The sequence below is a fragment of the Quadrisphaera sp. INWT6 genome, from assembly GCF_015390235.1.
Lineage (GTDB): Bacteria > Actinomycetota > Actinomycetes > Actinomycetales > Quadrisphaeraceae > Quadrisphaera.
In genome coordinates this window covers 208417-225746 of the sequence record NZ_VUOH01000004.1, presented here as the reverse complement: position 1 = coordinate 225746, position 17330 = coordinate 208417, and the positions used below count along the sequence as shown (strand labels likewise).

Below are 17330 nucleotides of genomic sequence, written 5' to 3'. Positions count from 1 at the left end.
GTCCGGTGAGCGGTCCCCAGTGGCGCGCCCCCACGACTCTCAAAACAAGACCGAGGCGCGACGACCCACCCGGAGCGTGCCGCCGCCAGCACGAGATCGGCTCCTCGAGCAGGCTCCACACCTGGACCACCTGCTGCGGCGACAAGAGCCTGAGCGCACTACCTTGCGGCGAAGCACTCACACCACTGGAGCACTCATGGCGCCCGACCCCTCCCAGCCAGCGCCGCTCCCGTTGACCCAGGCCGCCGGCCAGGGGCAGTGGCAACACGCCCTCGCCATCGCTCGCACCATCGCCTTGCCGCCTCGAGATGGTCAGGCTCGGCGGGCCCGCCGAGACGAGGCAGCCTCAGCCGCAGTCGTCCTGTCTCTCACAGCCACCGGCCTGGTGCTGGCCTACGGGCGACACCTGGCCTCCGGTGCCTCAGCCTCCGGCACGTCCCAGACGCGTCTGGAGCTGCAGCTTGGCCTGACCGTCCTCGGCCTAGCCCTGCTGGTGACCGGCGTCGTCGTCATCGTGCGCAGCGGCACCTGGCGAGCTGCTGCCCGCGGTCCGTTGAGCCTCCTGGACCGGCCCGAGCGACGACTGGTGATGCGCCAGCTGCGCGGCCAGCTGCCCGTGGACACCGCAGACGACCAGCGCATGGTGGTCCTGCTGGCAGTGGCCGCAGGGCTCCTGCGGCCGTGGGGGTACGTGCTGACGATCTGCGGGTCGATCACGAACGTCGCCGCTCAGGCCGTTGGGGCTCCCCAGCGGCCGGTGTTCTTGTGGGTGTGGGTGCTCTGCTTGGTGCTCTTCGCGACCGCATCGGTGCGGCTGCTACGCGAGAGGGGGGCCGCTGAACGGTTCCTGGACCGGTACCTGTGGTCGGTTGACGCCGCTGACACCGATGCGGCGGGGCAGCGCAGATGAGCTCGGCCGAGCCCAGCGCGCGTACTGAGCCGATCAGCCTGTGGCGCTGGCCGGGCACGGAGTGGGAGTGGCTGCTGGCGGGGGTGCTGGCTGCACTGCTCCTGCTCATCGGGTTCGCGATCCTGCGCTCTGGTCCCGGCGCTGATGCCCGAGCGGTGCAGCTGCACACGCAGGGGGTGCAGACCGATGCGCGTATCACCCGGATCGAGACCACTGGGCCTGGTGGCCCGCGGGTGAGCATCCAGTTCACCGCTGCCGGCGGGCAAGTGGTGATTGCTGATGACCAGCGCCCCGGTGGCCAGTACGCGATCGGCAAGACGTTGCCGGTGGTGTACGACCCTGATGACCCGCAGTCGTTCGCCTTCGGCAGCCGCGCGGATGTGGACGCGCCAGAGCCGGTGTGGGTCTTCTTCGGTGGGCTGATCACAGGTGTGGGCCTGTGGCAGCTGGCCAGAACGCTGGCTGGCCTGCGACTGCTGCGTCGTGTGACCACCGATGCAGCCCGAATGTGACGACGCTCCGAAGGAGGGTGGTCAGCAAGACGCTGACCGGGCAGCGGCCGCCGGTGAGACAGTGACTGGCGGCGCCTCGTCTGCACCGCCGGCCAACCATCCTGGAGCCGTGCACATCCCCCAGCGACTGGTGACCTCCATCAGGATGGACACCGAAGCCGGCCCCGAGTCCAACACCGAGCGAACGATGTCAGTCCGCGCTCTGCACCAGCTCGAGCTCCAGGGGGGGCACCGCATCACGCTGCTCGACGACCGCGGGTGGTCAGCCACCTTGATGGGCCTCACTGACCTCTGGGCAGCGACCTCACTCGAGAACCTCACCGAGCAGGCTCGAGCCGTCGTCGGACCCGATGAGCCGCCACCCGAAGGTTCCCAGGAGCAAGAGGCGAGGTGGCACTGGAGCGCCCTGAGCCTGGTGGCTGAGGGTGCTGGCGTGGCGGTGAGCGCCGAAGCCTTGGCGGGCCTGAGGCATGACGTCGAGATTGACCCGGCCCTGCGCGAACGCATCGCCCTCGCGCGCCGAGCTGCAGGTACCCAGCGACCATCGTGAGGATCTCGGTCCAGGAGTCGCCACGCCCCCAGGCCCTCCGATAGGCCACGTCGCCTTCGGCGAGTAGTCGTCACGCGATCGTGCTGGTAGACGCCTCCTGAAGCAGCCACCCTCGGCTAGTGCGCTTCACCGTGACGCCTCAGCGGTGATCCATCCGCGCCTAGCCGCGGCCGTTCTCGCAGCAGCAGGCGGCACTGCACCACTGGCGGGGTGCGGTGGAGTTGAGCAGCGCTGTCCTGGCGCTGGCTGTCCCTTCCCACCGGGGGTGGTGCTGGCTCGTCGATGTCGACACCACCATGTGCGGGTTCCGGTGGCGGCCTCTGCGGATCCTGATGAGCGCTGGCCCGCCCACGGCCGGCAGCACCGGTGCGCTGCTCAGAATCCACGGGCTGGTCGACGTGCCGCCGTCACCAAGAGCGCTGCCGATCCTCCGCTGAGCGGTGGTCAGCGAGATGCCTCCCCTGCGCTCCGCCACTCCAACCCCCGCGCCATCCCGGGGGGATGCAGGACTCGTACTCACCCGCGCCCATCTGGCGCGCCGCCAGAGTCGATGACGACGTCGGCGCCCTCGGCCGCAGCCAGCTGCGCGCGCACCTCACCCACGCGCCGCGCCAGCGCGCCAGCCTGCACAGCACCCACCACCACCAGCGCGGTGACGCCCGCGAGCACCACCGCCCACCACCAAGACGTCACCACCGCGAGCACCACTGCAGCACTGGCCAGCACAGCGGCCAAGATGTACCCGCCACGGGGTGAGCCGCGCTCCTCCAGCGCCAACTCGCCGATGCGGATCGCGTCGGCGAGCACCGCTGCCGAGGTGGAGGGCCGCCGGTAGCGCACCACGGCCTCAGCCGCCTCCAGCTGCGCTCGAGGCGCGCTGGCAGACATCTCCAGCTGCTCCCAGGCGCGGTGGTCGCGCTGGGTGCGCCACGCAGGTGCAACCGACACCACCCCTGCGAGGAAGACGGCCTGGGTGGTGGTGACAGTCGGTGCGCCCAGCCGGGCCAGTGCTGAGAACACAGCGAAGGCAGCGGCTGCGGTCAGCAGGTAGGTCACCCACCACCGGGGACGCTGGAACCACGAGCGGCGCCACTGCCACATGAGCGCAGCATGGCGCTCGGTGAGCCTGCACGGAAGCACCTCACGGTCCGAGCGCCCGTTCTACCGGAGCGCGGCTCTGCCGGCCTGCACGTCTTTCCCGGCGGCATCCACCAGCTCGGCCCACGGCGAGCCAGTCCGGGTCGAGTCTGGCCGGCCCGGGTGAGGGGCGGGTGGCCCCGGTGAAGGTGCCGGGCGTCGTCCCGAGGGTCCGGCGGAAGTGCCGGGTCAGGTGGGCCTGGTCGTGGAAGCCGGCCAGCGCAGCGGCCTCGGTGGGCGTGTGACCGCCCAGCAGCATCCGCCGGGCCAGGTCGACCCTGCGTCCGACCACGTAGCGGTGGGGCGGGATGCCGTAGGCCCGGGAGAACACCCGCACCAGGTGGCTCGGGTGGGCCCCCAGCACCCGACCCGCCTCGACCAGCGTGAAGGTCTCGGTCAGCCGGTCTTCGAGCAGCTCGCGCAGCCGCCGCGCGAGCGGCGCGTCGCTGACCTGGCTGGGTGCCTGGCCGAGGTGCCCGAGAAGGCTCTGGCGCAGGTGCAGCAGCGCTCCCTCCGCGCTCAGCGCCTCGCGGGGATCGAGCACGGACGCGTGGAACTCAGCAGCGGCCGCCAGCGCGGCCTCCCCAGCGGCGGTGGGCAGCGCTGCCGCCGCACCCACGGCCCACGACGGCAGCCAGCTCTCCTCGACGTACAGGACCCGCTTGAGAAAGGCGCGTCCACGCACCGCCGAGCGCCCGTCGTGCGGCACCCCCGGAGGCAGCAGCGTCACTGAGGCGGGGGCGGCCAGATGCGACTCGCGCCCCAGGGCGTAGGTGACGGCGCCGTGGTCCACGAGCAGCACCGTCCACTCGGCGTGCGTGTGCGCGGGGTAGGCGTGGGTCTCGAAGCGGGCGTGCAGCACCTCGCGGACGAGGGGCACCGGCGGGCGCCACACCTGGACCTGCTCGGCCACGTCAGGAACGTACAAGACCCCGCCGCCGGCCCGGCTGCACGCTGACGGGGTGGACACAGCACCAGGAGCACCCGCGCCCGTCGTCGTCGAGCCCGAGGTGTTCGACACCAAGGTGGTCGTCGTCCTGCGCGAAGGGCTGCTGCCCTGGCAGGAGCTCAACGTCACCGCCTTCCTCGCCAGCGGCATCGCGGCCAGCGCGCCGGGCCTGGTGGGTGAGCCGTACCGCGACGCGGACGGCGGCACCTACCTGCCGATGCTGCGCCAGCCGGTGCTGGTGATGACGGCCACCGGTGAGCAGCTCGCCACCGCTCGCGCGAAGGCGGCGCAGCGGGAGGTCCCGACGGCGGTCTACACGCGCGACCTCTTCTCCACCGGGCACGACGCCGCCAACCGGGCGGCCGTGGCCGCCGTGGCGGCCGCCGACCTCGACCTCGTGGGACTGGCGGTGCGCGGGCCCCGCAACGCGGTGGACCGCATCACGAAGGGTGCGCGCCTGCACCCCTGACACCACCGCTCGTGCCAGCGGGAGCGCAGCAGTGCTGGGACCGGGGCGCAGGACGCGGCAGCCAGCACCCACGACGGGGGACGACGTCGAGGACCGGTCCCAGGTCGGTGCGGCTGGGCGTGGTTCTGCTGGCTGTCTCCCTCGCAGCGCTGGCCCACCTCGCCGTCGTCTTCGGCGGAAAGCCGGTGACTGCCGGCGCCTGGCTGGCCAGCGTGCCGCTCGGTCGGTGGTCTTCCACCGCCACGGGTGCAGCGGCTGCGCCGAGGGAGCTCCGCGGTGCCGCGCAGGGCCAGCAGGACCGTCGACGTCCTCCGCTCGTCCGTCGTCATCAGCGTCCGGGCGCCCGGCGACGCGCCCGGACACCACCACGACACCGATGCCGCCGGAGCTGTTGCACCTACCTCGCGATGAAGAGGTGGACGCCGGCGCCCTCCGGCACCACCTGGTCGGTGCCGGGCGTGGCCTTGACGACCATCCCCGAGGAGGCCGAGCCCGCGTCCCGGACCGTGACCTCGGTGACCGGGATGTGGTAGCGGTCCAGGACCCAGGTCGCCTCCGCCTCCGAGAGCCCGGTGACCTCCGGAGCGGGGCGGCCGCTCGCGCTCGCCTGCTGGACGAGCTCGTCCTGCTGCTCGCGCAGCGCCTGCTCCTCCTCGGGGGTCAGCGACCTCACGGGCTCCGGCGTGTACGCGGGGATGGGCTTCCTCTCGTACCAGAGGTTCTGCGCCAGCTGCCTGCGCCCCAGAGCCGGCCAGCCGGAGGTGTCGAGGTCGTCCGGGACCAGCCACGCGGTCGCGAGGTCGTTCGACTCCTGGTCCTCGATCGAGACCGTGGTCCCTTCGCCAGCCAGCTGCTGCGGCGACTGGCAGGTGCTCCCGCTGACCCCCGGCACGAGGTGGAAGAAGCAGAACTCCCCCAGCGGCAGGGCCCCGACGACGAAGGCGCCCTCCTCTCCTTCGTGGAGGAGCCGCAGGGAGCCCGGCACGATCGCGTTGATCCCCGCGTACTCGAAGCCCGCCGCCCTCTCGTCCGCGGCGGTCGGGGCAGCCCGCAGCTGCGCGTACCTGTCCAGCGGGGGTGTCGACGCGCTCGCCTCCACCCACACGCCGTGGACGTAGGGGACGACGCCCGCTGCCGTCAGGGGCTCGGTCTCGGCGTCGGGCGCGTCGGCCGGCACGAGCCACACCCGGGGCGCGACGGACCCGTCGGAGATCTCCACCGGCTCCGCCAGCGCGGCCTCCGGAGCGCAGCCGCCCTCGTCAGCGCCCGGCCCGAGGACCTTCCAGCACACCCCGCCGTCGCTGGTGAGGCCCGCCCAGTACTTCACCCGGCCGAGCTGGGCGATCATCCGCACCGACCCCTCCACCACGTCGTCCCCGAGCGGGGCGACCCCCTCGAGGTCGGACGGCCACTGCGCGTGCGCCAGTCCGTAGAACCCCGACCACTCCTCCCCCGGGTACGAGGGCGACGGCGACGGCTGGGCGGTGGCCGCCGGGGCCGGTGCACTGCTGCCGTCGTGCAGGGTGCTCAGCACAGCCGCCACGATGACCGCGGCAGCCGCCACCGACGCCACCGCCGCGACCACCAGGCGCGGGCGCCAGCGCCTCGGTGACGCGTCGTCGTCCTCAGCCCCCGCCAGCTCGACGACGGCGGTCGCGGCGGCGGGACCGCTGCCGCCCGTGCCGTCCGCCGCGCCGGCGTGCACGCGAGCGAGGCGCTCCCCCAGCGCTCCGGGTTCCAGGGTGGTGGTCGTCAGTGCGGCGCGGGCGCCCAGCGCGTCTGCGACCCGGCGCTGCAGCGCCTCGTCGGTCGGGTCGTCAGCCGGGCGGTCGGTCGGGTCGTGGGGCGAGCTCATCGCAGACCTCCTGCGGACGTCGAGGGGCCACCGAGCCGGCGGTGCAGCGCAGCCATGGCCTTGTGGGCGGTGGACTTCACGGTGCCGCGGGTGATGCCCATGGCCTCCGCGGTGGCGGCCTCGTCGAGCTGGGACCAGTAGCGCAGCACCACCACCTCGCGCTGGCGCAGCGGGAGCGCGGCGACCGCGGCGAACACCTCGCGGCGCTCGTCGCCGAGGAGGGCGAGCTCCTCGGCCGAGGGGTCGGGGGTGGCGTGCGGCGGGGTCCACGCGCGGGCGGTGCGACGGCGACGCAGCGCCGAGCGGGCGCCGTTGACCACCGCCCTGTTGAGGTAGGACTGCGCGCGGCTCAGGTCGCCGAGCTGGTGCCAGTGCCGCAGCAGCCCGGTGAACGCCTCCTGCGCGACGTCCTCGGCGCTGGGCTCGTCGTCGACGAGGAGCAGCGCGAGCTGGACGGTCGCTCCCCACCGCTGGACGAACAGCTCGTCGAACGCCGGCCCCGCCGGCTCTGCCGGCACCGCGGATGCGGGGACGGGCGGGGGGTGTTCGTCGTCCTGCGTGTTGGCCACCGCTGACATCACCGGGTCTCCTCGAGCGCCACCACGGTGATGGCTTCCCTCCTAAGACGCCTGAGGCACCCCAGAGGTTGCCCGTCCTGCCGGACTCGTTCGACCAGCCCCGTTCTCACCTGTGCTTGCCGCAGACCCACGTCGTGCGGAGGAGCCCTCAGCGCGTCTCCTCTCACGACCTCTCCCTGACCGCAGCACGCCGTCCAGCTGCCCGCCTCTCGCGCGTACTCCTTTCAACGGAGTATGTTCGTCACATGAGTCGGCCAGGTCTCCAGGAACCGTCCTTCCTCGTCCTGACCGCGCTCGCCCAGGGCCCCATGCACGGCTACGCCATCCTCAAGGACGTCGAAGCCACCTCCGGCGGCGCCGTCCGCCTCGGCGTCGGCACGTTGTACGGAGCCCTCGAACGGCTCGCCGAGCGCCACCTGGTGGAAGTCGCCGCCGAGGAGGTCGTGGACTCCCGGCTGCGACGGACCTACCGCCTCACCCCCGACGGCGCAGCGCTGCTGGCCGCAGAGGCCCAGCGCCGCCACGAGCAGAGCGCAGCGGCCATGAGCCGGCTCGCACGCTCCCCCCGCCTGGGGTGGGAGTCATGAGCGCCTTCTTCCGGCGCCCCTCCAAGCCGACCACCGGTGACACTGCCGCGGTGGGCGAGCTGGAGCGCTCCTACCGGCGTCTGCTGCGGCTCTACCCCTCCCGCTGGCGCCGCCACCGCGAAGAGGAGGTGCTCGCCGTCCTGCTGCAGACCGCGGCCCCTGACCAGAGCGCAGCGACCTCCGCCACGCCGTGACCTGCTGCTGGCTGCCGGGCGCGAGCACGGGCGCGCTGGCCAGCGCGCCGCGCGCACCGCCCCCGGCCGGACAGCTGCCCTAGCGACCCTCGTCGGGGGCACGGCCTACCTGCTGGCCGCGGCGGGCGCCCCCCTGCAGACCCAGCCCGCCTCGATACCCCCGCAGCTGCCGGCTTACTCCTACGTGACCCAGTCGGTCTCCGCCTCGCCCCCAGGCCCCGCGGTCGCCGTCTACCGCCACGGCAACGGCGTGGAGCTCGCGGACTTCCCCCAGGCGGTCGTGGTCGGCGCTGGCGGCTCGGTGCGCCGCCTGGACCTGGCCGAGGACCGCGACGAGGCGATGCAGGGCTCCCCGGGCTCCTTCCTGCTCTCCCCCGACGGTTCCCACGTGGCCAGCGGACGCTACGACCTGGGCGGGCAGGCGGACATCGCCATCCAGGACCTGAGCACCGGGGAGGTCAGCACCACCGCCTCCCTCGGCTACCCCTCCGTCACCCCGGTGGCGTGGTCCCCCGATGGCACCGCGGTGATCGCGTCGCTGGGCGCCCTGCCCTGGCTCGCGCCCGAGGACCAGCCGGTCCAGGTACCTCCCGCCCGCCTGGTGCTGGTCGGGCTGGACGGTGACCTGCTGCCCCTACCTGCGGGGGTCTCGGCGGAAGCGGGTCAGGTGGCGTGGGCCCCCGACGGTCGCCGCCTGGTCGTGCAGGGCGCTGAGCGGGAGCTGGTCGTCGTCGACGCCGCGACGGGCGCCTCTCGCCCCCTCGGGGTGCGGGCAGACCTGGCGGGCATCCAGCCGTGGTCGCCGGACGGCGCGCTGGTGGCCGTCAGCGGCGCCTGCTCGCCGGAGGGACAGGTCGGCCTGTCCACGTACGACGTCGCGGTCATCCCCGTCGACGCGCCGGGCTCCACCGACGGCGCAGCCTCCACCTGCATCCCGGTCGGCGTGGGCAACCAGCTGGTCGGCTGGGCAGCTCCTCGAGTGCTCGTCCTGAGCACGGCCACCGACAGCCGGACCGGCGCGGAACAGCAGGCGCTGATCGCCGTCGACATCGACGACGGCTCGTGCACGGAGCTGACGGGGATCCCGACGGGCTCGGGCAACTACCACGTCGGTGACGTGCAGGTTCCCGCGGCAGCACTGAGCGGGTCCTTCGGCGCGCGGCCGCCGTCCCCGGTGGTGTGGGACCGCGGGCCGTTGGCGCAGTGGCCCGCGGTGGTGCTGGTCGCCGGCGTGGTCGGGGTGCTCGTGGCCGTGGTGGCGGCCGTGGGTCGCCGACTCGGCTCTCCCCCCGCGGACGGGTCCGGCACGGCTGGCGGCCCGGAGGTCGAGCGAGACGTGCTCGGGCCTCAGCGAGCCTCACCCCCAGCGTGACCGGGCAGGCCCCTTCCACGAGAGACCCACGCCCCTTCCGTGGCGCTCCCGGGGTCGGGGTCCGGTCGACGATCGGTCCTGAGACGAGTCGCGGTGTCCGCTCCCAGGTCCGCGACGTACCAGGGGCGACCGGTGACCACGCGTCGACCCGCCGTTCGACCAGACGGCCACCCCCGAGGTCGTCTCCCGGAGGGCGGACTGGCGGTGCCCGTCACCGACATCCCTGCGCCGTCTGCGCTGCGGGCGCATGATGGGACTGGTGAGCAGTGAGGCAGCCACGGGCCAGCAGACACGCCAGGCGCTGTGGGACCTGTCCCTGTCAGCGGCCGGGGTCGGTACCTACGTGCTGCACCTGCCCGGCCAGGACCTCGACGTCGACGACCGGCTCCTGGAGCTCTCGGCCCTCACCCGCGACACCTTCACCGGTCGCCCGGAGGACGTCTACGCCAACGTCCACCCCGACGACGTCGCCGACGTCGTCGCCCGCGTCCAGCACGCCCTGGCCACCGCCGGCACCTACCGCGCGCAGTACCGGATCTCGCTGCCCGAGGGCGGGGTCCGCTGGGTCGCCGCCCGCGGGCAGACCCTCACCGACGGGCACGGGACGACCACCGCACTCGTGGGCGCGGCGTTCGACGTCACCGAGCTGCACGAGGCCCACGCCCGCACCGCCACGGTCCTGGAGACGATGGCCATCGGGTACCTGTCCGTGGACGCGCACTGGGTGATCACCTACGTCAACGCCGCCGCCGAGCAGGTCGCGCAGGCGCCTCGGTCCGACCTGGTGGGGCGCAGCTTCTGGGAGGCCTTCCCCGCCACCGCGGGCACGGAGTTCGAGCGCAGCTACCGCCGTGCGGTGGCCACCGGGACGACGGTCAGCTTCGACGCCTTCTACCCCGAGCCGCTGGACGTGTGGGTGGAGGTGCGCGCCGTCCCCGAGGGTGACGGGCTCGCGCTGTACTTCCTGGACATCACCGCCCGCCACGACGCCGAGCAGGCCCTGGACGCCGCCGCGGTGCGCCAGCGCGAGAGCGCGCAGGCCCAGTCCGAGCTGGTCCAGGTGGCCCGCGCCCTGGGCGAGGCGAGCACCGAGACCGACGTGCTGGGCGTGGTCACCCACGCCGCGGTGAAGATCTGGGGCATCCACGGCTCGGCGCTGAGCCTGCCCGACGCCGGTGGTGCCAGCGTCCGCAGCCTGTCGGCCAGCTACACGGACCAGGTGCTGGCCACCTTCGACTCCCTTCCGGCTGACCACCCCCTGCCCGCGGTGCGCACCGCGGTGACCGGCGTCCCCCACCACCTGCCGGACCTGGCGGCGCTCACGGCGCAGTTCCCGGGCTGTGAGGACATCTACGCCGCCGGGGGCATCCAGTCGTCGGCGGCGGTGCCGCTGCGCGCCCGCGGGGTGCTGCTGGGGTCCTTCTCCCTGGGCTTCGCCGAACCGCACACCTGGACCGAGGAGGAGCAGGACCTGCTGGTGGCGTTCGCGGCGCTGACCGCGCAGGCGCTGGACCGGATCTCCGCGCGCGACGCCGAGCGCGACGCCGCGCTGCAGGCCCTCGCGGCGGCTCAGGCCGAACGGGTCAGCGCCCAGCGCCAGGCGACGCTGGTCGCCATCGCCCAGGCGCTCGCCGACGCCGACACCCAGGAGGCCCTCCTCGACGTCCTCGGCGCGAAGGGCGTGGCCCTGCTGGAGGCCAACGGGTGCGGGCTGTGCCTGCGCGAGCCCGACGGCGCCCACGTGACCACCTTCATCACCGACTCCTACGCCGAGGTGCGCCACGCCGTGCAGCGCGTCCCGGCCGACTTCCCCCTGCCCGCCATCCGCAGCGCCGCGACCGGTCAGGCCATCTACCTGCCCGACCGCGAGCAGACCGAGGCCGCCTTCCCGGGCTCCGCGGCCGTCTACGCCGGCGCCGGCGTGCAGGCCTCAGCGGCGGTGCCGCTGCACGGACGCACCCAGCTGTGGGGGTGCCTGTCCGTCGGCTTCGCCCGGGCGCGCACCTGGACGGAGCAGGAGCGGGAGCTGCTGCGCGCCTTCGCAGCGCTGACGGCCCAGGCGCTGGACCGCCTGGCCGCCCACGACGCCGAGCAGGCGGCCCTCGCTGAGACGGCCAGCATCGCCGAGACCCTCCAGCGCTCCATGCTGACCGCCCCGCCCGAGCCGGACCACCTGCAGATCGTCGTGCGGTACACCGCCGCGGCCAAGGCCGCTGAGGTCGGCGGGGACTGGTACGACGCCTTCATCACCTCTGACGGGCTGACCAGCCTGGTCATCGGTGACGTCACCGGCCACGACATGGGCGCCGCGGCGGTCATGGGACAGCTGCGCAACCTGCTGCGCGGCATCGCCTTCACCCTGGGCGAGCCGCCCGCGAAGGTGCTGGCGGCCCTGGACCGCGCCGCGGCCGGGCTGGGCATCGACACCGTGGCCACCGCCGTCGTCGCCCAGATCGAGGTCGACGCGGCCCACCGGGCCGCGGGGACGCGGCTGCTGCGCTGGTCCAACGCCGGGCACCTGCCCCCGCTGCTCATCACCGCCGAGGGCGCCGCGTCCTACCTGCAGCCGGACGAGGCGGACCTCGTGCTGGGCTGGGACCCGGCCACCGACCGCCGCGACCACGAGGCGGTGCTGGCCCCCGGCTCGACGGTCCTGCTGTACACCGACGGCCTCGTCGAGCGCCGCGGCGTGGGGGTCGACGTCGGGCTGGCGTGGCTGGCCCAGGCGGCCGCGGACCTGGTCGTCGCACCGGGCAGCACCCTGGACGACCTGTGCGACGGGCTGCTGGCGCTGGTGGGTGGCCACCTCGACGACGACGTGGCCCTCCTGGCGCTGCGCGCCCACCCCGAGGACGAGCCGCGTCCCGCTGAGGCCGGTCCCGTCCGCGTCCCCGAGGGGTTGGACGCGGCCCGCGCGGCCGCTCCCTCCGACGGCCCGCTCTGACGGCCCGCTCTGACGGCCCGCTCTGACGGCCCGCCCTGACGCCACCGCCCAGCGAGCGCCCCGACGTCGTCGCCGCCGGCGCGGTCACTGCTGCGCGGCGGCGATGACCTCTCCGAGGTAGGCCTCGCGCACGGCGCGGTGGGCCCGCAGCGCCTCGCCCGTGCTCAGCAGCATCCCCCCGGTGGCCAGCTCCTCCGCGGCTCGCACCGCGCTGCGGTAGGCCAGCGCCCGTGCCGCGGTGCCCGCTGACAGGGCCAGCTCCAGGGCCACCTCCACCTGTCCGGTCGCTGCGGCGCGGCTGACCTGCAGGCGCACCTGCCGGCGGACGTCGTCGAACTCCCGGGCCGCCCCGTCCAGGCTGCGAGCGACGTCGAGCTCCGCAGGGGTCGCCGACGCCAGGTGGTCCTCGTCGAGCAGGACCATCTGCAGCTCGCGCAGCACGTCGTCCATCGCCTCCTTGGCCGCCGCGAGGCGAGCCGCGTCCAGCGGCGGCAGCACCACCTCCAGCACCGAAGGGGCCCGCTCGGCACCACCGGCTGGAGGCACCGACATCGGCTGCGGCTCAGACCCGGCGTCCTCCTCCCACGCGGCGAGCAGCTCGTCCACGCTGAGCTCGGGCCCTGCTGGTCCGGCGTCGCGACCCGGGCCCCCAGCAGCGGTGGACTCCGCGGCACGGCGGTCCACGACCAGCTCGAACCACACGCTCTTGACCGCTCCGTCGGCGGTGGAGGCACCCGCACCCCACGCCGCGGCCAGCGTCTGCACCAGGGCGAGCCCCCGACCGCTCATCGCGGTGCTGCTGGGCGCGACGAGCACCGGGAGCGCCTGGGAGCGGTCGCGCACGCTGATCCGCACTCCGTCGTGGACCTCGTAGACGGCGATGTCGAAGTCGCTGCGGGCGTGCAGCACCGCGTTGGCCGCCAGCTCCGAGACGAGCAGGCCGGCGTCATCGGCCAGCGACTCCACACCGGCGACGGTGCTGGCAGCGACGGCCGACTCCACGAACCGGCGGGCCTGGCGCACGGCGGAGACCTCGGGGGGGAACGTCTGCAGCCCGAGTGCGTTGCGCACCGCCGGCAGGCTGCCCGTGGGCATCATCTGGCCGTCCACGTGCTGGACCTCCTCGAACGGGGCGCATCGGCGCTCTCGCCGAGAAGGGCACCACGGTAGGTCTTAGCGTCGCGCGGCGCCTGTGCGCACGGGGCGACCCGAGCGGCAGGGGGTCTCGTGCCGGACACCGACCAGCAGGTGGACGCCGTCGGAGAGCGGACCGACCTGCGTCGGACCCGTCCCGCCTGGCCCCCGGGACGACACGCAGGGCTCCTCGCGGCTCGACCCGTCGCGACCCGTCAGCAGCGCCACCATGGCGCCATGACCCCGCCCACGACTGCGAGCGGCCCTCCGCTCGATGAGACCACCGCACCTCGACACCGGTGGCTGCTCGCCGCGGCCCTGGTCGCGATGGCGGCGACGGCCGGTTACGTCCTGCACCTGAGCCTGTGGGCCTCCGGGGGCTGGCAGCGGAGCTTCGCCAACGTCGGGGTTCCCGTCAGCCTCGCCTTCACCGCCTGGAGCCTGGCGCCGATGGCCGGGGCGGCAGCGGTGGTGGTCATCGCCCACAGGTCGTGGCCCCGCGGGCAGGTCGCGGCCGCCGTGGGCGTCGCAGCACTGGCCGCCCTCACCGTCTGGTCCTTCGCCGACCTCAAGACCAGCGAGTCCTCGACCACCGCGCTGGTCTTCGTGTTCCTCCCCCCGGTGCAGTGGTTCGTGGTGGGTCTGGCCGCCGCAGCGGGTGGCACCACCCACCACCTGCGCAGCCGACGTCGCTCTCGGCACTCGGAGACTCCGGGAGCGACGACCGAGGGGTGAGGAGGGCCGTCGCGACCGCCGAGGGCGCTCCTCCGCCTCCGCACCTCGGTGAGCGGTCGTCACCGAGGCGCCCGTGAGACCTGGTGCTGGGCAGAGGCTGCCGTCGGGGTCCCCCGGGCGATCGGCGCCGCGCTGGAGCGGTACGAGCACCGTGGAGCGGCCCTTGACCGCACACTTCACTTTTGGAAGCATCGACGTCATGAGCCTGTTCATCACGTGCCCCGTCGCTGACGTGCAGCGCGCGACCGCCTTCTACACCGCCCTGGGCTGGACCCTCGACGCCGAGATGTCCGACCACGGCGTCTCCTGCTTCGCCATCGCCCCCGAGCAGTACGTCATGCTCGGCAGCCGCGAGGTGTACGCCAGCGTCGGCGGCACCGAGGACCTGGTCGGGGGGCCTCACACCCCGTCCAAGGTCACGGTCTCCTTCGACCTGCCGAGCCGCGCTGCGGTCGACGAGATCGTGGAGCGGGCCGGCGCGGCCGGCGGGCGCGTCGGTGACACCGACGACTACCCCTTCATGTACCAGCGCCAGTTCGACGACCCCGACGGCTACCACTACTCGCCGTTCTGGATGAAGCCGGACGCCGACCCGACCGCGTGAGCGATCTGGCAGCAGCTCTCGACGTCCTCGGGCCGCGCTGGGCCCTGCTCATCGTGGAGCGCCTGCTGGAGGGGCCGCAGCGGTACGGCGACCTGCAGCGCGACCTCGACATCGGGACCAACGTGCTCGCCACGCGGCTGCGCGAGCTGGAGACGGCCGGCGTCCTGCGACGCCTGCCGCTGCGGCACAACACCCGGGCCTACGCGCTGACCGAGCGCGGCCTGGCGCTGCGCGGAGCCATCGCCGAGCTGTCGCGCTGGGCGGCTGGAGGAGCGGCCCCAGACGGGCTGCAGCGGGTCTGACCGGCATCGAGGCAGATGACGGGCCCTCTGGGTGGTCGCCTACCCCTGGCGCTCCGCCAGCAGCGTGCGCAGCACCGCCAGCTCACTGGTCTGCGACGCCTCGATCGAGGCGGCGAGCCTGTCGACGGTGGGGTCGTCGGTCTCCGTGAGCGCCGCCTCGGCCATCTCCACCCCCGCCTCGTGGTGGGGGATCATCAGCTGCAGGTAGAGCCGCTCGGCGTCGGTGCCGCTGGCGGCCTGCAGCCGGGCGAGGTCCTCGGCGCTGGCCATGCCGGGCATCGCCGCGACGCCGGTGACGACGTCGGACGCGCCGTCGTCGTCCATCCCCTCCGTACCGGCCGTGTCACCGGCTGAGTGGCCGTCGTGCCCGGAGCGGGTGCCGGCGTCGTCGTGCTCCATCCACGCCATGACGGGCTGCGACCCGGTCTGGGGCAGCCCCCACAGGTCGAGCCAGCCCGCCATCTGCCCGGCCTGCGCCTGCTGCGTGAGCATGATGTCGCTGGCCAGGGTGCGGACGGACGCGTCGTCGGTGCGCTCCAGCACGAGCAGCGACATCGTCACGGCCTGGCGGTGGTGGGCCTGCATGTCGCGGGCGAACCCCGCCTCGACGGAGGTGTCCGACGGCGACGACGACGCCGCGCTCGACGACGTGGCCGACCGCACGTAGAGCACGCACATCACGACCGCCGCAGCGAGAGCCACCGCCGCGAAGGCGGCGAGGGCGGTGACGAGCGGGTCGCGTCCGGCGGGGCCCGTCGGGGAGCTCGTCTGGGGGCTCGTCGGGGAGCTCGTGTCGGGGCTCATGTCAGGCGGGGATGCCGACCCCGCCGCTGCAGGCCGCGCCCGGCTCGGGGGTCTGCGGGCCCTGCACGTACTTGCGGAGGAACACCCTGAGCCGCTCGTCGTCGGGGCTGTCGAGCTGGAGCTGCTCGCCCCAGGCACTGGCCACGACGGGGCTCGGGAGGCCCTCGTAGGGGCTGAGCAGGGTGTAGTCGCTGACGGAGACGGCCTCGCGCAGGGTCTCGACCTGGTCGGCGGGCAGCGACGGGTCGTAGGTGACCCACACCGCACCGTGCTCGAGGGAGTGCACCCCGTTGCGGTCGGCCACCTGCGACTGGTCGGTGTAGACGCCGCAGTTCTGCCAGACCTGGTCGTGGTCACCGCCCACCGGGGGCGTCTGCTCGTACGTGACGGGCGTCGTGACGTGGTCGCGCCCGAGGTCCCTGCCGTACTGGCCGCCGTACTCCTGCACGCCCTGGACGGGCTGGGAGGCGAGCTCGCCGATCCGGCGGTCATCAGCGGTGGAGACGGTGATCACAGTCGCGACCACGCCCACCACCACCGCGACGGCACCGGTGGTCAGGCCGATGACGAGGTTGCGGCGGCGCTTCTCGCGCCGCTCCTGCTCCTGGCGGGCTGCTGCCGCTCGTGCTGCGCGCTCCGTGCGGTCGATCTTCTTGCTCTCGGCCACCCCGTGATGCTGACACGCCCACCTGGGACCGGCGGTCCGACCACGGACCTCGAGCTGCGCCTCGGATCGGTCGGCGACCCGTTCGGGCAGCGGTGGGCGGTGATGACCCGGGTGGAGACACCAGCGCGGAAGAGGTGGAGCGCCGCCTGGCGACGCGGGGCGCTCAGGAGGGCATCACGGGGTAGCCCGCGACGAGCGACCTCATCACTGCGGGAGGTCGAGGTCGACCACGCCCAGGGAGCCGGGTCCTGCGGTCACCTGTCCCGCAGCCGTCGCGTCCCGGCCCAGACGGGTCGCCCCGGGGCGACCGCGGACGGGATGACGTCGGCCTGCTGGTCGTGCGGCTCCAGGCCGGCCTCCACCACGCGCATCGCCTGCGGGACCCACGTCCCCCCGGTCCACAGCCCGCCACCGGAGACCGGCTCCAGCTGCGGCAGCTCGTCACCCCCACCACCTCTCGGCCCGCGCCACCGCCACGGACGCGGCCTCCTACCGGGGTCCGCCAGTGCGCCGGTGTAGGCCTCGCCGAACCAGCACCAGCGCGGCGGCTCCTCGGGCAGGCCGAGCCACCGCCCCAGTCCGGCGAGGTACCGGTGACCGCCACGACCGCTGCCGGACTGCTGAGGGAGCGGCTCGTTGACCGACACGAACACCGTCGCCGGGGTCGTCAGCGCCACCACGAAGGCCCGCAGCCGCGGGTCGTCGGGAGGCAGGGCGACGCGCAGCACGTGCGCCCCCATGTCACCGAGCCGTGCGCGTCCCGACCGCGGCCCCGCAGCGAGAGCGGCGTGGGGCACCACCGGCCGCGCCGCGAGGAACAGGAGCCCGTCGGCCGCGTCCCACGCCCGGCGCAGACCCGCCTCGCCCTCGGCGTCGAACCGGTGGCGCAGCGGCTCCGAGCCTCCGAACCGCTGCGGCACCGCCTCGGGCAGCTCCGAGCGGGCCGCACGCAGCCAGCGGTCCGTCACGACCCCCATGTCGCGCTCGCGCTCGTACCACGTCACCTCGCTCGCCGGAGCTCCGTGCA

At 74.0% G+C, this 17330-nt stretch carries 19 protein-coding genes; 11 read left to right on the top strand and 8 right to left on the bottom strand.

Features of this window, described 5'->3' with window-relative positions; all coding sequences use genetic code 11:
- Positions 1-385 precede the first annotated feature (385 nt).
- The 3 genes from F1641_RS13550 to F1641_RS13540 all read left to right on the top strand — a co-directional run bounded on the left by F1641_RS13550 (position 386) and on the right by F1641_RS13540 (position 1972).
- Entirely contained in the window at positions 386-910 is a 525-nt protein-coding gene (locus tag F1641_RS13550) for a hypothetical protein (protein ID WP_194906426.1), read from the top strand.
- Positions 907-1422, top strand: coding sequence for a DUF3592 domain-containing protein (locus F1641_RS13545; protein WP_194906424.1), 516 nt, complete (start codon positions 907-909; stop codon positions 1420-1422). The genes F1641_RS13550 and F1641_RS13545 overlap by 4 nt, the downstream gene beginning before the upstream one ends.
- 109 nt (positions 1423-1531) lie before the next feature.
- A complete protein-coding gene (locus F1641_RS13540) occupies positions 1532-1972 on the top strand; it encodes a hypothetical protein (RefSeq protein ID WP_194906422.1) in 441 nt (146 codons plus the stop codon).
- Positions 1973-2488: 516 nt separating this feature from the next.
- On the opposite strand, the gene F1641_RS13535 is transcribed toward F1641_RS13540, so the two are convergent.
- Together F1641_RS13535 and F1641_RS13530 are read right to left on the bottom strand one after the other, a co-directional pair.
- The gene (locus tag F1641_RS13535; protein WP_194906420.1) at positions 2489-3073 is read right to left on the bottom strand and encodes a hypothetical protein; all 585 of its coding nucleotides are present in this window, start codon (positions 3071-3073) and stop codon (positions 2489-2491) included.
- Positions 3074-3113: 40 nt separating this feature from the next.
- Positions 3114-4022, bottom strand: coding sequence for an AraC family transcriptional regulator (locus F1641_RS13530; RefSeq protein ID WP_194906418.1), 909 nt, complete (start codon positions 4020-4022; stop codon positions 3114-3116).
- A gap of 49 nt (positions 4023-4071) precedes the next feature.
- Between F1641_RS13530 and F1641_RS13525 the strand changes: the two genes are divergently transcribed.
- Positions 4072-4527, top strand: a complete 456-nt coding sequence (locus F1641_RS13525) for a DUF2000 domain-containing protein (RefSeq protein ID WP_194906416.1) — start codon at positions 4072-4074, stop codon at positions 4525-4527.
- A 397-nt stretch (positions 4528-4924) separates the two neighbouring features.
- On the opposite strand, the gene F1641_RS13520 is transcribed toward F1641_RS13525, so the two are convergent.
- A complete protein-coding gene (locus tag F1641_RS13520; RefSeq protein ID WP_194906414.1) occupies positions 4925-6382 on the bottom strand; it encodes a PASTA domain-containing protein in 1458 nt (485 codons plus the stop codon).
- On the bottom strand, positions 6379-6960 hold the full coding sequence (locus F1641_RS13515) for a sigma-70 family RNA polymerase sigma factor (protein WP_194906412.1): 582 nt from the start codon (positions 6958-6960) through the stop codon (positions 6379-6381). The genes F1641_RS13520 and F1641_RS13515 overlap by 4 nt, the downstream gene beginning before the upstream one ends.
- A gap of 245 nt (positions 6961-7205) precedes the next feature.
- Here F1641_RS13515 and F1641_RS13510 point away from each other — a divergent pair, with 245 nt between their 5' ends.
- The 4 genes from F1641_RS13510 to F1641_RS13495 all read left to right on the top strand — a co-directional run bounded on the left by F1641_RS13510 (position 7206) and on the right by F1641_RS13495 (position 12057).
- On the top strand, positions 7206-7547 hold the full coding sequence (locus F1641_RS13510; RefSeq protein ID WP_194906410.1) for a PadR family transcriptional regulator: 342 nt from the start codon (positions 7206-7208) through the stop codon (positions 7545-7547).
- Positions 7544-7741, top strand: coding sequence for a hypothetical protein (locus F1641_RS13505; protein WP_194906408.1), 198 nt, complete (start codon positions 7544-7546; stop codon positions 7739-7741). Before F1641_RS13510 ends, F1641_RS13505 begins: the two co-directional genes overlap by 4 nt.
- 184 nt (positions 7742-7925) lie before the next feature.
- Positions 7926-9113, top strand: a complete 1188-nt coding sequence (locus F1641_RS13500) for a WD40 repeat domain-containing protein (RefSeq protein ID WP_194906406.1) — start codon at positions 7926-7928, stop codon at positions 9111-9113.
- A gap of 259 nt (positions 9114-9372) precedes the next feature.
- Positions 9373-12057 carry a SpoIIE family protein phosphatase gene (locus F1641_RS13495; RefSeq protein WP_194906405.1) on the top strand — a complete coding sequence of 895 codons (2685 nt, stop codon included), beginning with the start codon at positions 9373-9375 and terminating at the stop codon, positions 12055-12057.
- A gap of 84 nt (positions 12058-12141) precedes the next feature.
- Here the strand turns inward: F1641_RS13495 and F1641_RS13490 are convergent, their stop codons facing one another.
- Positions 12142-13167: an ATP-binding protein gene (locus tag F1641_RS13490; RefSeq protein ID WP_194906403.1), complete on the bottom strand. Its 1026-nt coding sequence runs from the start codon at positions 13165-13167 to the stop codon at positions 12142-12144.
- Positions 13168-13428: 261 nt separating this feature from the next.
- On the opposite strand from F1641_RS13490, the gene F1641_RS13485 reads away from it, so the two are divergent.
- The 3 genes from F1641_RS13485 (at position 13429) to F1641_RS13475 (ending at position 14832) form a co-directional block, all read left to right on the top strand.
- Positions 13429-13926, top strand: a complete 498-nt coding sequence (locus tag F1641_RS13485; RefSeq protein ID WP_194906401.1) for a hypothetical protein — start codon at positions 13429-13431, stop codon at positions 13924-13926.
- A 199-nt stretch (positions 13927-14125) separates the two neighbouring features.
- A complete protein-coding gene (locus F1641_RS13480; protein ID WP_194906916.1) occupies positions 14126-14530 on the top strand; it encodes a VOC family protein in 405 nt (134 codons plus the stop codon).
- Positions 14527-14832 carry a helix-turn-helix domain-containing protein gene (locus tag F1641_RS13475; protein WP_194906399.1) on the top strand — a complete coding sequence of 102 codons (306 nt, stop codon included), beginning with the start codon at positions 14527-14529 and terminating at the stop codon, positions 14830-14832. The genes F1641_RS13480 and F1641_RS13475 overlap by 4 nt, the downstream gene beginning before the upstream one ends.
- A gap of 39 nt (positions 14833-14871) precedes the next feature.
- Here F1641_RS13475 and F1641_RS13470 read toward each other — a convergent pair whose 3' ends face one another.
- From F1641_RS13470 to F1641_RS13460, 3 genes are all read right to left on the bottom strand, one after another.
- Complete coding sequence (locus F1641_RS13470; RefSeq protein ID WP_194906397.1) at positions 14872-15636, bottom strand: DUF305 domain-containing protein; 765 nt, start codon at positions 15634-15636, stop codon at positions 14872-14874.
- Between the two features lies 1 nt (position 15637).
- Positions 15638-16303: a DUF3105 domain-containing protein gene (locus F1641_RS13465; RefSeq protein WP_194906394.1), complete on the bottom strand. Its 666-nt coding sequence runs from the start codon at positions 16301-16303 to the stop codon at positions 15638-15640.
- Between the two features lie 254 nt (positions 16304-16557).
- The gene (locus F1641_RS13460; RefSeq protein WP_194906392.1) at positions 16558-17307 is read right to left on the bottom strand and encodes a hypothetical protein; all 750 of its coding nucleotides are present in this window, start codon (positions 17305-17307) and stop codon (positions 16558-16560) included.
- Positions 17308-17330 lie beyond the last annotated feature (23 nt).

Coding starts and splice junctions, on each gene's coding strand:
- F1641_RS13545 (WP_194906424.1), top strand. CDS start 907: ATGAGCTCGGCCGAGCCCAGCGCGCGTACTGAGCCGATCAGCCTGTGG.
- F1641_RS13535 (WP_194906420.1), bottom strand. CDS start 3,073: ATGTGGCAGTGGCGCCGCTCGTGGTTCCAGCGTCCCCGGTGGTGGGTG.
- F1641_RS13520 (WP_194906414.1), bottom strand. CDS start 6,382: ATGAGCTCGCCCCACGACCCGACCGACCGCCCGGCTGACGACCCGACC.
- F1641_RS13515 (WP_194906412.1), bottom strand. CDS start 6,960: ATGTCAGCGGTGGCCAACACGCAGGACGACGAACACCCCCCGCCCGTC.
- F1641_RS13510 (WP_194906410.1), top strand. CDS start 7,206: ATGAGTCGGCCAGGTCTCCAGGAACCGTCCTTCCTCGTCCTGACCGCG.
- F1641_RS13505 (WP_194906408.1), top strand. CDS start 7,544: ATGAGCGCCTTCTTCCGGCGCCCCTCCAAGCCGACCACCGGTGACACT.
- F1641_RS13485 (WP_194906401.1), top strand. CDS start 13,429: ATGACCCCGCCCACGACTGCGAGCGGCCCTCCGCTCGATGAGACCACC.
- F1641_RS13480 (WP_194906916.1), top strand. CDS start 14,126: ATGAGCCTGTTCATCACGTGCCCCGTCGCTGACGTGCAGCGCGCGACC.
- F1641_RS13470 (WP_194906397.1), bottom strand. CDS start 15,636: ATGAGCCCCGACACGAGCTCCCCGACGAGCCCCCAGACGAGCTCCCCG.